Annotated in this window: 14 protein-coding genes; 9 read left to right on the forward strand and 5 right to left on the reverse strand. The window is 67.8% G+C overall.

The window, feature by feature from the left end; translation table 11 throughout:
• Window positions 1–33 precede the first annotated feature (33 nt).
• From QH470_RS30705 to QH470_RS38355, 5 genes are all read right to left on the reverse strand, one after another.
• Window positions 34–1,335: a sulfate adenylyltransferase subunit 1 gene (locus QH470_RS30705; protein ID WP_280275862.1), complete on the reverse strand. Its 1,302-nt coding sequence runs from the start codon at window positions 1,333–1,335 to the stop codon at window positions 34–36.
• Window positions 1,335–2,264, reverse strand: coding sequence for a sulfate adenylyltransferase subunit CysD (cysD, locus tag QH470_RS30710; protein ID WP_400181861.1), 930 nt, complete (start codon window positions 2,262–2,264; stop codon window positions 1,335–1,337). Before cysD ends, QH470_RS30705 begins: the two co-directional genes overlap by 1 nt.
• Entirely contained in the window at window positions 2,243–2,959 is a 717-nt protein-coding gene (locus tag QH470_RS30715; RefSeq protein WP_280275864.1) for a phosphoadenylyl-sulfate reductase, read from the reverse strand. The genes cysD and QH470_RS30715 overlap by 22 nt, the downstream gene beginning before the upstream one ends.
• 15 nt (window positions 2,960–2,974) lie before the next feature.
• Window positions 2,975–4,774: a nitrite/sulfite reductase gene (locus QH470_RS30720; RefSeq protein WP_280275865.1), complete on the reverse strand. Its 1,800-nt coding sequence runs from the start codon at window positions 4,772–4,774 to the stop codon at window positions 2,975–2,977.
• A 124-nt stretch (window positions 4,775–4,898) separates the two neighbouring features.
• Entirely contained in the window at window positions 4,899–4,991 is a 93-nt protein-coding gene (locus QH470_RS38355) for an Ms4527A family Cys-rich leader peptide (RefSeq protein ID WP_425302815.1), read from the reverse strand.
• A 479-nt stretch (window positions 4,992–5,470) separates the two neighbouring features.
• Between QH470_RS38355 and QH470_RS30725 the strand changes: the two genes are divergently transcribed.
• From QH470_RS30725 to QH470_RS30765, 9 genes are all read left to right on the forward strand, one after another.
• Window positions 5,471–5,989: a DUF3558 domain-containing protein gene (locus QH470_RS30725; RefSeq protein ID WP_280275866.1), complete on the forward strand. Its 519-nt coding sequence runs from the start codon at window positions 5,471–5,473 to the stop codon at window positions 5,987–5,989.
• 53 nt (window positions 5,990–6,042) lie between these two features.
• Entirely contained in the window at window positions 6,043–6,561 is a 519-nt protein-coding gene (locus QH470_RS30730; RefSeq protein WP_280275867.1) for a hypothetical protein, read from the forward strand.
• Window positions 6,558–7,718 (forward strand): hypothetical protein, encoded by a 1,161-nt coding sequence (locus tag QH470_RS30735; protein WP_280275868.1) that lies wholly within the window; start codon window positions 6,558–6,560, stop codon window positions 7,716–7,718. The genes QH470_RS30730 and QH470_RS30735 overlap by 4 nt, the downstream gene beginning before the upstream one ends.
• 123 nt (window positions 7,719–7,841) lie before the next feature.
• Entirely contained in the window at window positions 7,842–8,597 is a 756-nt protein-coding gene (locus QH470_RS30740; RefSeq protein ID WP_280275869.1) for an ESX secretion-associated protein EspG, read from the forward strand.
• A 49-nt stretch (window positions 8,598–8,646) separates the two neighbouring features.
• Entirely contained in the window at window positions 8,647–9,843 is a 1,197-nt protein-coding gene (gene hemW / locus QH470_RS30745; RefSeq protein ID WP_280275870.1) for a radical SAM family heme chaperone HemW, read from the forward strand.
• A 204-nt stretch (window positions 9,844–10,047) separates the two neighbouring features.
• Window positions 10,048–10,251, forward strand: coding sequence for a hypothetical protein (locus QH470_RS30750; protein ID WP_280275871.1), 204 nt, complete (start codon window positions 10,048–10,050; stop codon window positions 10,249–10,251).
• Between the two features lie 166 nt (window positions 10,252–10,417).
• On the forward strand, window positions 10,418–11,449 hold the full coding sequence (gene hrcA, locus QH470_RS30755; protein WP_280275872.1) for a heat-inducible transcriptional repressor HrcA: 1,032 nt from the start codon (window positions 10,418–10,420) through the stop codon (window positions 11,447–11,449).
• Window positions 11,450–11,509: 60 nt separating this feature from the next.
• Entirely contained in the window at window positions 11,510–12,661 is a 1,152-nt protein-coding gene (gene dnaJ / locus QH470_RS30760; protein ID WP_280275873.1) for a molecular chaperone DnaJ, read from the forward strand.
• A 7-nt stretch (window positions 12,662–12,668) separates the two neighbouring features.
• Window positions 12,669–13,157, forward strand: a 489-nt coding sequence (locus QH470_RS30765) for an RsmE family RNA methyltransferase (RefSeq protein ID WP_280275874.1), incomplete at its 3' end; no start/stop codon positions are given.

Genomic DNA, 13,157 nt, shown 5'->3' on the forward strand with positions numbered 1-13,157 from the left:
CCGAATCCTCCCGGCCCACTGCGGAGTTCACCCTCAGACCTCGGTCTCCGTGCCGACCTCGACCGCAGACAGCACGTCGCCGACCAGGCCTGCGGCGAGGGTGTTGCCGCCCGCCGGATCGATGAGCAGGAAGCTGCCGGTGTGCCGGTTGACGCGGTAGTCGTCGGCAACGACGGGGTCGGCGACGCGCACCGAGATGCGGCCGATGTCGTTGAGCGACAGGACCTCCGGGTCGGGATCTGCGGCGAGCTTCTGTTCGTCGAAGCGCTCCAGCAGCGCGCCGACGATCGCCTGGGTAGTGCGGGTGCCGTGCTTGAGCAGCAGGCGCGCGCCCGGACGCAGCGGCTTGTCGCCCAGCCAGCAGACCGTCGCGTCGAACGAGTCGATCGGCTCGGGCGCGTCGATGGCGGAGGCGATCGTGTCGCCGCGGGACACATCGACGTCGTCGGTGAGCACCAGCGTGACACTGTGGCCGGGGTGCGCGGTCGCGAGTTCGCCGTCGGGGGTGTCGATGCGCTCCACGGTGCTGCGGATGCCCGACGGCAGCACCACCACCTCGTCGCCCTTCGACACCACACCCGCCGCAACCTGACCGGCGTACCCGCGATAGTCCGGGTATTCGACGGTGCGCGGGCGAATCACGTACTGCACCGGGAAGCGCAGTCCCACTTGGTGTTTGCCGGAGTTGTCCGCGTCGACCGGCACCGACTCCAGATGCTCGATGAGCGACGGGCCGTCGTAGAACGGGGTGCTCTCCGAGCGGGAGGCCACATTGTCCCCGTGCAGCGCCGACACCGGGATCTCCACCACGTCCTCCGGCGCCCAGCCGAGTTTCGTGGTGAGCTGGTTGAATTCGGTCGCGATCCGGTCGAAGACGCCGGCGGCGTCGTCCACCAGGTCGATCTTGTTCACCGCGAGCACGAGCTTCGGCACGCCCAGCAGCGCCATCACCGCGGCGTGCCGGCGGGTCTGCTCGATCACGCCCTTGCGGGCGTCGACCAGCAGGATCACCAGCTGCGCGGTCGACGCGCCGGACACCGTGTTGCGGGTGTACTGCACATGCCCCGGGGTGTCGGCCAGCACGAAAGTCCGCTGGGGAGTGGCGAAGTAGCGGTACGCCACGTCGATCGTGATGCCCTGCTCACGCTCGGCGCGCAACCCGTCGACGAGCAGCGACAGGTCCGGCGTGGCCAGGCCCTTGTCGACCGACGCGCGGGTCACTGCGTCGATCTGATCTGCCAGAACGGATTTGGTGTCGTAGAGCAGGCGTCCGACCAGTGTGGACTTGCCGTCGTCGACACTGCCGGCGGTGGCCAGTCGTAACAGGTCGGACATCAGAAATAACCCTCTCGCTTGCGGTCTTCCATCGCGGCCTCCGACACCCGGTCGTCACCCCGGGTGGCGCCGCGCTCGGTGAGCCTCGACGCGGCGACCTCGGCGAGGATGTCCTCGTTGGTCGCGGCGGTCGAAAGTATTGCGCCCGTGGTGGATCCGTCGCCGACGGTGCGGTAGCGCACCGACTTCACCACCAGCTCCTCGCCCTCCGCCGGGCCGCCCCACGAGCCGGGCGTCATCCACATGCCGTCGCGCTGGTAGACCGGGCGCTCGTGGGCGTAGTAGATGGTCGCCAGCTCGATGTCCTCGCGGGCGATGTAACGCCAGATGTCGAGTTCGGTCCAGTTGCTCAGCGGGAACACCCGCACGTGCTCGCCCGGCGCGTGCCGGCCGTTGTACAGGTTCCACAGCTCGGGCCGCTGCCGCTTGGGATCCCAGCGGCCGAACGCGTCGCGCAGCGAGAAGATCCGCTCCTTGGCACGGGAACGCTCCTCGTCGCGGCGGCCGCCACCGAACACCGCGTCGAACCGGTTCTCGGCGATGGCGTCCAGCAGCGGAACGGTCTGCAGCGGATTGCGGATGCCGTCGGCCCGCTCGGCCAGCCGCCCGTCGGCGAGGTACTGCTCGACCGAGGCGACATGCAGCCGCAACCCGTACTTCTCGACGACGTGGTCGCGGAACGCCAGCACCTCCGGCAGGTTGTGCCCGGTGTCCACGTGCAGCAGCGCGAAGGGCAGCGGCGCGGGCCAGAAGGCCTTGAGCGCCAAGTGCAGCAGCACGGTGGAGTCCTTGCCGCCGGAGAACAGGATCACCGGTCGCTCGAACTCGCCCGCGACCTCGCGGAAGATGTGGATGGACTCGCTCTCGAGTGCGGCCAGGGTGTCGAATCGTGTGTCGGTGGCAGTAGTCATGACGCGTGCAACCCGCATTCGGTCTTGGCGAGGCCGGCCCAGCGGCCGCTTCGCGGATCGGATCCCGGTTCCGGCTTCCGCGTGCACGGAGCGCAACCGATGGATGGATACCCTTCCTCCACAAGGGGATTGACGAGAATCCCGTGCTCGTCGATATACCGGGCCATGTCGTCATCGGACCAGGCGGCGATCGGGTTGATCTTCACCAGGCCGAAGCCCTCGTCGAAGGAGATCAGGGGTGCGTTGGCGCGGGTGGGCGCCTCCACGCGGCGAATGCCGGTCACCCAGGCGTTGTAGCCCGACAGCGACTTCTGCAGCGGTACCACTTTGCGCAGGCGGCAGCACTCGGCCGCGTCACGCGCGAACAGATCCTTGCCGAGCAGCCGATCCTGTTCGGCCACAGTGTGTTCCGGCCGCACGTTCACGATGTTCACGCCGTACACCGTCTCCACCGCGTCCCGCGTCCCGATGGTCTCGGCGAAGTGATAGCCGGTGTCCAGGAAAAGTACCGAGACACCGCTGCGAACCTGCGCGGCCAGCTGCACCAGCACCGCGTCCTGCATGTTCGAGGCGACGATGTAGCCGGGCCCGAAGGTCTCGTCGGTCCATTGCAGCAGCTCGGTCGCCGAGGCGTCCGGACCCAGCTGCGCCGCACCGTCTTCCGCGATCTTGCGCAGTTCGTGCTCGGAGAGCTTCTCCAAAGTGGTTGCCATAGTTGAAATCTCCCGTTACCGAAGGTCGGCGTCGTCGGCGCGGACAGCCCACTGCGCGAACCGCTCACCGTCGTTGCGGTTCTTGACGAAATTGCGCACCACACGCTCGATGTAGTCGCCGAGTTCCAGGCTGGTCACCTTGTGCTGGCGCAGCTTGCGACCGAAGGCGCTGTCGAACCCGAGGCTGCCACCCAGATGAACCTGGAAGCCCTCCACCTGATTCCCGTCGCCGTCGTCGACCAGCTGGCCCTTGAATCCGATGTCGGCGATCTGGGAGCGGCCGCACGAATTGGGGCAGCCGTTGATATTGATCGTGATCGGCACGTCCAGCTGGGCGTTGATGTCGGCGAGCCGCTGCTCGAGTTCGGGCGCGAGCACCTGCGAGCGCTTGCGGGTCTCCACGAACGACAGCTTGCAGAACTCGATGCCGCTGCACGCCAGCAGGTTTCGCCGCCACATCGACGGACGGGCGTGCAGGCCGAGCGGTTCCAGCTCGTCGATCAGCTGGTCGATCTTGTCGTCGGGCACATCGAGCACGATCAGCTTCTGGTACGGGGTGAAGCGGATGCGGTCGGCGCCGATGCGCTCCACCGCGTCGGCGACCTGGGTGAGGATGCTGCCCGTCACGCGGCCGGCGATGGGGGAGAACCCGACCGCGTTGAGCCCGTTGCGCAATTTCTGCACGCCGACGTGGTCGATCGGGCGGGTGGGCTGCTCGGGGGCGGGGCCGTCGATCAGCTTCCGCTTCAGGTACTCGTCCTCGAGCACCTGGCGGAATTTCTCGATGCCCCAGTCCTTGATCAGGAACTTCAGCCGGGCCTTGGTGCGCAGGCGGCGGTAACCGTAATCGCGGAACAGCGCGACGACGGCCTCCCACACCTCGGGCACCTCGTCCAGCGGCACCCACGCGCCGACCCGCTGCGCCAGCATCGGATTGGTCGACAGCCCGCCGCCGACCCACAGGTCCAGGCCGGGGCCGTGCTCGGGATGCTCCACGCCGATGAACGCGACGTCGTTGATCTCGTGCACCACGTCCTGCTGGCCCGAGATCGCGGTCTTGAACTTGCGGGGGAGGTTCGAGTACTCCTTCTTGCCGATGTACCGACGCACGATCTCCTCGATCGCGGGCGAGGCGTCGATCACCTCGTTCAGCGACTCACCGGCCAGCGGCGAGCCCAGCACCACGCGGGGGCAGTCGCCGCACGCCTCGGTGGTCTGCAGCCCGACCGCGTCGAGACGCCGCCAGATCTCGGGCACGTTCTCGATCTCGATCCAGTGGTACTGCAGGTTCTCGCGATCGGACAGGTCGGCGGTGTCGCGGGCGAATTCGGTGGAGATGCCGCCGAGGGTGCGCACCTGCTCGACGTTCAGCGCGCCGCCGTCGCAGCGCACCCGCATCATGAAGTACTTCGCCTCGAGCAGGTCGATGTTCTCGTCGCCGGTCCAGGTGCCGTCGTAGCCCTGCTCACGCTGGGTGTAGAGGCCCCACCAGCGGAAGCGGCCGCGCAGGTCGCCCTTGTCGATGGAGTCGAAACCGTTCTTGGCGTAGATGTTCTCGATGCGAGCGCGGACGTTGAGCGGGTTGTCGTCCTTCTTGCTCTGCTCGTTCGGGTTGAGTGGTTCGCGGTAGCCGAGCGCCCACTGTCCTTCGGACTTGCGGCGGACGGGCTTGCCGGTGCGCTCGCGCGGACCGGCCGCCGGGCGCGGGCGGGCGCGGCGCTCGCGTGCCGCGGCGGCACGCTCGCGCGCGATCTCCTGCTCACGCTCGGAGCGGGTGGATTCGGGGGTGGGACCGGCGTCGGTACTCGACGTCATAGGGTCGCTCCTGCGGGGTGGATCAGGCCTTGCGGCAGGCGGAGGGGCTGGCTCACGCCTTCGGTATTCGGGCGGCCGGGTAATCGGGCGTCGAGAGGGGACGCCGAGTCGGGAACAGGCCGCTCTACCGGAGGCAATCCGGCAGACAGCAGGCACTGCAGACACGCTTGTAGTCGACGTGGCGACGCGCCACCAGTCGTACTCCAAGCTCAGTCATGGACCCTATTGTGCCATGTCAGCAGGGTCGTTCCGACCGCCCACCCATATTTTCCGGAATTTCGAGGGAAATTCCCTGGACGATTGATCGAATTTGTGAGATCGGTCATAGATCGACGGCAGAACCTCCGTCCGGAATGATCTTGGGGCATCCCGATGCCATCTGGACCACCGAAGGAAGACGGCCGTTGGCTACTGACGGCCTGCCGGACCATGGGGTGACGGATCCGGCCTGAGCGGTCGCGATCCGTCCCGACGCGGCAAGTCTTGCCGCCAGCCGCCGATTCGTGTCCGCGTAGGCCGGACTCACACCGTCCACACCGCCGACCGCGCGCACCCTTTGCGCGCCTATGACCTCGCCGGTACGGTCTATTCGAGCTCGACGGGGGCGGTCCGGCCTCGAGCGGGACGGTACCGGCATGAGAGGACGACATGGCGAGCTGGGGGAAAGTAGCGCGGGGCGGGGTCGTGGTGTTGGGCTTGGCGGCTGTCCTGTCCGGATGCAATTCCGACGATGGCGCCTCGGCGGACCAGTCGGCCTCGGCAACGCCGACCATCGCGGCGGATGTGCCTTCGGGATTCGACGCGTGCACGGGCATCCCACAGTCCTTGCTGCAGTCGGAGCAGTTGATCAAGCCGGAGGTGGACAGCAAGGATGGGAACGGCGGTATCAAATGGCGCGGGTGCGGTTGGATCCAATCCGACGGCTACGGTGCCACGATCGACACCACGAATATTACGTTGGCCATGGTGCGAGCCAACAAGGAATTCAGCGTCGTTGAGGAGCTGACCGTCGCCGGGCGCCCGGCGATTACATCGTATGTCGGCGGCCAGGATCCACACGTGGATTGCGCGATAAACGTCGAGATGAAAGGGGGGAGTCTCGAGATCAGCATCGACAATCCGACATCACGCAAAAAATCCGGGAACCAACACTCGTGTGATATAGCCAAGAGACTGGCGGAAGGAATCGCTCCGGCGATCGCAGCGGAAGCATAGTGCCGTAATCTCCGGTCGATTCCTGTCGGCGGAGTTCGGGGAGGACAGTGACCATGGCTGATGAAGGTGCGCAGCCCACAAACCCTATTGCTAATTTGGTAAAAGATGCCGAGAATGGCAATCTGTCGGTCAGCTTCAGTGATAAAGTCGTGGTCAACGCCGACGAATTCGTATATATCGAGCGTGACTGCCAAGCGTTCAAAGACGAGATTCAGCAACTCCAGAGAATAGCTCAGACGGTCTCTCGTCGCGAGCATTGGGGGCTGGGTGAGACAACGGACGGGTTGAATTCTGCCAACACCGTGGTCGGTTGGTTCCGTGGTAAAGCCAAGATTGTCGACCCGGCGAAAGACAGCGCTAACAACGTTTGGGATATCCTGCAACAGCACTATGACATAGTCGACGAAATTCAGACTCTGCATCGCACTGTTGCGCAGAAGTATCTCGAGACCGATCAGGAATTCGCTGCCCGTTACAACGAGCTGATGGCGAACACCCCGCCCAGTCCGATCGGCACGCAGCAGATTCAGCCCGGTGTTACGCCCCCACCGGCGATCGGAGCGTCGCAGTGACCGGGACCGAAAAGCCGAGGATCACCGATGGCGGGGAACATACCGACGAGTGGGATCACTGGCGGATTTACAATGCCTTCAACCCGCTGAACACGACCGAGGCCAACAAGAGCGTCGACGAGTACGCCCAGATTGCTCGACGGTGGACATCGGCGGCGGAATTGTTCGCCAATCGGATTCGGCATTCCAGTGAGGCGGCGTGGGAGGGGCCGGCGGCGGAGAAGTCCAGGACCGCGATCGGGAACTATGCGCAACGGGCTCTGGACTTGACGGTGCCGTTGCAGAATCTGGCACAGCAGGTGTCCTCGGCGATCGACGGGGTGAACAACACCAGGAACGCCGTGGATCGCCCGCCGGACGGTGGTGCCGCCTACAACCCGCGAAGCTGGAATCTCGGGGTGTGGCACGGGCCCAGTTCGGCGCATGTGCGCCATGACTGCGAGAACACCGCGCGCGAAGCCATGAAAAACAATTACGTCGCGAATTTTGTCGAGGCCGATAAACAGATCCCTGTTCTTCCGGTGCCGGACAGTCCGACGAACCCGCTGTACAGACCGCCGGAGACGAAGAAGGACGACAGTTACGTCCCTGGCGGACTGGACATTCCGGATCCGGGCGGGACCACGCCGGACCCCGGTACGGGCAAGCCGAACGGGGAAGTGGGCACCGCCGACCAATCCGGAGAAACCACACAGGACCCGTCCACCGCGGCCGCGGGATCCGATCCCTCGCAGACGGCTCCCGCGAGCGCGCTCGGTGAGCAGGCCGGAACCACCCCGAGCAGTATCGGCGCGCCGACGACCGCGAGTGGCTACTCGGGTGGACACGGCGGTGGAGGGCTGGGCAGTGGCGGCGGTCTGGGCGGCGTCGCGGGCGGTCCGGGCCGCAGTGTGGCCGGCGGACAGTCGGCGGCGGGCGGCGCAGCGGCCGCTGCGGGCCGAGTGGGTGCGGCCGGTGCGGGCATGCCGGGCATGCCCGGAATGGGCGGTCTCGGCGGTGGCCGCGGCAAGCCCGAGGACGACGAGAAAGCCCACGAACTGCCCGAATGGCTCCGGAACATGGAGAACGCGGAAGAGTTGCTCGGCCCCGCGCCGAAGACGATTCCCGGCGGCGTGATCGGCGGCGACTATGCCGATCCGCCACCGCCTTCCGGCTGACCTCCGCCGGTGGCGTGCGCGAGCGGACTGCCGCCGTCGCGTGCCCTTTCGCCCGACTTGCGTTGACCGGATCCCGATTTCGGTGCGGCCGCGCTGTGCACAATCCGAACGAAAGACCTCACGATGCCCGAATGGAGTTGGGACCCCGACGATTTCGCGGTGCTGTGGTACAGCGACGCGAACGACCGCCTGCCCTATCCACTGCACTACACCAGCCGTCTCGCCACGAACGACGAGGTCGCCGCGCATCGGGCGGCCGTGCGCGCACGGTACGACGGCGAGGAGCGGGAACAGATCAACCTCGCCTTCCACACCCTGACCGCCTCCGAACTCCGGATCGAAATCGGCGGCGAGTCAACACTTCTCGGCAAGGGACGGCCCCGCGAATACCGGGTCCTCGGCGCCCGGACGCCGTACCACGCGGTAATGCTCACCCAGACAGCGGCCGACGGCGTCGACGGTCCGATCCGATGCCGCCTGTTCCGGACCGATCAGCTGCCGGGGCGACTGGCCGCCATCCTCCCGTCCGCTCCGCCGGGCAGCGCCAAGCCGGAGACCTTCCATGTCGACGACCTGGGTGCCCCACCGGACGGTTACGGCCGCAACGGCCCGCGCGAGCGATTCGACCGTCTCACCGACCGCCCGTTCGACGGCACCGGCGTGGCCGGTCTGCTCACGGGCTACCTGCACAGCCGTCCCGACCCCTGGTACGCCATGGGCTGGTTCGACGTCACCGGCGACGGCCGCTACGTGCAACAGCAGACCCGCGAGCACCTCACCGTGCGCCCCGCCACGACCCAGGATCTGGCGAGCCATTTCCAGAACTGGATCGAGCACGCCCTGCGACGCCTCCGCGAGGACGAGCCCGCCGCCTGGTAGCCGATGGCCCCGACGTACGTCACACTCGGCGGCTCGGCAGACTGGACCGGTGACGTCGTCTGCTCTGCGCCCCGACACCGGACCCGTGCTGCGGGACTTCGGCGGCGGCCCGTTCGGCATCTACATTCACGTGCCGTTCTGCGCGACCAGGTGCGGGTACTGCGATTTCAACACCTACACCGCCGGGGAATTGGGCACCTCCGCCTCGCCGCAGTCGTGGATGGACGCATTGCGGGGCGAACTACGCACGGCCGCGGAAGTGTTCGGCGCGCTGCCCGGCCCGCAGCCGGACGTGTCGACGGTATTCGTCGGTGGCGGGACACCGTCGCTGCTCGGCGGCGACGGCCTGGCCGAGGTGCTGGATGCCGTCCGCGCGAATTTCACCCTCGCCGCCGATGCGGAGACGACCACCGAATCGAATCCCGAATCGACCTCGCCGCGATTTTTCGAGCGCATCCGCGAGGCCGGATTCACGCGGGTATCGCTGGGCATGCAGTCCGCGGCCGAGCATGTGCTGAGAGTGCTCGACCGTACGCATACGCCCGGCCGCGCGGTCGCCGCCGCCCGCGAGGCGAAGGCTGCCGGATTCGACCACGTCAACCTCGACCTCATCTACGGCACGCCGGGCGAGACGGACGCCGATCTGGATGCCAGTCTCGACGCGGTGCTGGCCGCCGGCGTCGACCACGTCTCGGCCTACTCGCTGATCGTCGAGGACGGCACGGCGATGGCCCGCAAGGTCCGGCGCGGCGAACTCCCCGCCCCCGACGACGACATCCTTGCCGCTCGCTACGAGCGCATCGACGCCCGCCTCGCCACGGCGGGCCTCAGCTGGTACGAGGTATCCAATTGGGCCGCAGACGATTCCGCCCGCTGCCACCACAACCTCGGCTACTGGGACGGCGGCGACTGGCTCGGCGCGGGACCGGGCGCGCACAGCCATCTCGGGGGAGTGCGGTGGTGGAACGTGAAGCATCCGGCACGGTATGCGGACCACGTCGCGGAGGGTGGTCTGCCCGTGGCGGGCTGGGAGGCGCTGACGGCGGAGGAGCGGTACACCGAACGTGTCATGTTGGTGGTCCGCCTGCGGTCCGGCCTGCCACTGGGCGACCTCGACCCCGCCGGACGGGGCGCCGCCGACCGCATTGTCGCGGACGGGCTGGCCCGTGTGGATCGCGACCGGATAGTTCTCACGGCACGCGGTCGCTTGCTCGCCGATGCCGTCGTCCGCGAACTCCTCACCTGACGGCCCTCTGCCTCCATCTCACCTGACAGCCCTCTGTCTTCACCTCACCTGACAGCCTTCATCTCACCTGATAGCCCACTCCGCCCTCACCCACTGTCCGGTGTTTTTCCGGACTTGCCCCGCTGTGCGCCCTCCCTATTCGGTGGTTGGGGCTGAGAGCGGAGGAACGGGGGTGTAGCGTTCGACACAACCCCGAGGAGTCTCATGCCGCAGGCACGCATCACCCTTGTCAATGATCAGAGCGACTTCGCCGAGTCTCGCGCCGCGGAGAAGGCGGAAGGCGCGCGGCGTTGCGCGATGGCCGCCCGCGCGGTCGCCAGCTACGCCACCGATGCCGACGACTGCACGTCGCTGCTGGCCATGCTGGGTCTGGACGCTGCTGCAGGAAAGGCCGCCGGCCCCGAATAACCTGCGCGGCGGCCCATCCCCACGCAGGTCGGGACGCGTGCGCCGGTAATTGTCCGCTGGGCAATTAGACTGGGTTCCGGATGAACCCGGATCCGTGCGATCGCGTCGTGCCGTGACGTGGTCGCGTGTCCGGTCCGGACCGATGGCGAGCGAGGAGGTGGGGCCGATGCCGAGCACGGAGCAACGGCGGATCGAGGTCCTGCGTGCGATCGTCGCGGACTACATCGCGACCAAGGAACCGATCGGCTCGAAGACGCTGGTCGACAGGCACAATCTGGGCGTATCCAGCGCCACCGTGCGCAACGATATGGCGGTGCTGGAGGCCGAGGGCTACATCACCCAGCCGCACACCAGTTCCGGTCGCATACCCACCGACAAGGGCTACCGGCAGTTCGTCGACAACATCGCCGAGGTGAAGCCGCTGTCACCGGCCGAGCGGCGGGCCATCATCGAATTCCTGGAGAGCGGCGTCGACCTCGACGATGTGCTGCGCCGTGGCGTGCGCCTGCTGGCACAGCTGACCCGCCAGGTCGCGATGGTGCAGTATCCGACCGTCTCGGCCTCGACGGTTCGCCACCTCGAGGTCGTCGCGCTGAATCCGGCGCGCCTGCTGCTGGTGGTGATCACCGATACCGGCCGCGTCGATCAGCGGCTGGTCGAGCTGGGCACGGTCGTCGACGAGGAGGATCTGGCGGCGCTGCGCGGCATGCTGGGCAAGGCCATGGACGGCAAGCGCCTGTCGGCGGCATCCACGGCGGTGGCCGAACTTCCCGAGCACGCCCCGCCCCGGCTGCGCGACGTGCTGGTGCGGGTCTCGACTGTGCTGGTGGAGACACTGGTGGAGCACCCGGAGGAACGATTGGTGCTCGGCGGCACCGCCAACCTCACCCGCAACGTCGGCGACTTCGGTTTCCCCGGTTCGCTGCGGTCGGTGCTGGAGGCGCTCGAGGAGCAGGTGATCGTGCTGAAACTGCTGGCCGCGGCGCAGCAACCGGGCATGGTGACGGTGCAGATCGGGGAGGAGACGCAGGTGGAGCAGATGCGTGGCACCTCCGTGGTGTCCACCGGGTACGGTGTGCCGGGTACGGTGCTCGGGGGCATGGGAGTTGTCGGCCCGACCCGCATGGACTACCCCGGAACGATCGCCTCGGTGGCGGCGGTCGCCCGGTACATCGGCGAGGTGCTCGCCGAGCGATGAGTTGGCCACGGCCGCAACGGTTGTGAGCGGAACAGATTCGGAACAGGACTAGAGACGCAAGTGGCACGGGACTACTACGGAATTCTCGGCATCGGCCGCAACGCGACCGACCAGGAGATCAAACGCGCCTATCGGAAGCTGGCGCGGGAGCTGCACCCCGACGTCAACCCGGACGCGGACGCGCAGGAGAAGTTCCGCGAGGTATCGACCGCCTACGAGGTGCTCAGCGACCCGGAGAAGCGGCGCATCGTCGATATGGGCGGCGACCCGATGGAGTCGGCGGGCGGCGGTGGCGCCGGTTTCGCCGGGGCCGGGTTCGGCGGTCTGGGGGATGTCTTCGAGGCGTTCTTCGGCGGTATGGGATCCGCCGGTCCGCGCCGACCGCGCGGCCGGGTGCAGCCGGGTGCGGATTCGCTGCTGCGGACGCGGCTGTCGCTGGCCGAATGCGCGGTCGGGGTTACCAAGCATCTGACCGTCGACACCGCGGTGCTGTGCGATGTGTGCCAGGGTGCGGGCACCAACGGCAACTCCAAGCCGGTGCGCTGCGAGACCTGTGGCGGCGCCGGTGAGGTGCAGACCGTGCAGCGGTCGTTCCTCGGTCAGGTGATGACCTCGCGGCCGTGCCCCACCTGCCGCGGCACCGGCGAGACCATCCCGGACCCGTGCCGCAAGTGCGGTGGGGACGGCCGGGTGCGGTCGCGTCGGGAGATCGCCGCGCCGATTCCGGCCGGTGTGGCCAACGGCATGCGGGTGCGGCTGGCCGCGCAGGGCGAGATCGGTCCCGGCGGCGGCCCGGCGGGCGACCTGTACGTGGAGATCGTCGAGCAGCCGCACGACATGTTCGTGCGCGACGGCGACGATCTGCACTGCACGATCCGGGTGCCGATGGTCGACGCGGCCCTGGGCGCCACGGTGGTGATCGATACGATCCTCGACGGCCCGACCGAACTGACCATTCCCGCGGGCACCCAGCCCGGCGAGGTGTCGGTGCTGCGCGGACACGGCATGCCGAAGCTGCGGTCCAGCGCGCGCGGCGATCTGGTCGCGCACCTGGACATCGTGGTGCCGACGAAGCTGGACAGCAAGCAGTCGGACCTGTTGCGCAAGTACAAGGCGACGCGCAACGGTGAGCGCACCGAGGTGCTGTCGGCGCAGTCGGAGCACAACAGCGGCTTGTTCGCGCGGTTGCGGGCCTCGTTCAGCGGACGCTGACCGGACCGTGGCCGCGACGGTCTTCTATCTCGACGACATCCCGGAGCCGGGCGGCGTCGCGGTGCTGGCGGGCCCCGAGGGACGCCACGCCGCGACCGTGCGCCGGATCCGAGTCGGCGAACCGGTCATCCTCTCGGACGGCGCCGGCGTGCTGGCCGAGTCCGAGGTGGTCGCGGCGCAGAAGGACCGGCTGGAGCTGAAGGTCCTGAATCGGACTGTCGCGGAACCTGTTTCGCCGCCGGTGACGGTGGTGCAGGCACTGCCGAAGTCGGACCGGTCCGAGCTGGCGGTGGAGTTGATGACCGAGGCGGGCGCGGACATCGTCGTGCCCTGGCAGGCCGCGCGCTGCGTCGCCAATTGGGAAGGCAAGGCGCACAAGGGTGTCGACAAGTGGCGGGCCGCCGCACGCTCGGCGGGCCCGCCCGGGCGCCGGGGCGACCATTCCGCGGGGCGGGGCCAGGAAAGCCCGCCCGGCCGGGGGGGGGTTGTGGGGGAA

Origin of the sequence: Nocardia wallacei (genome assembly GCF_029868745.1) — a bacterium.
GTDB lineage: Bacteria > Actinomycetota > Actinomycetes > Mycobacteriales > Mycobacteriaceae > Nocardia > Nocardia wallacei_B.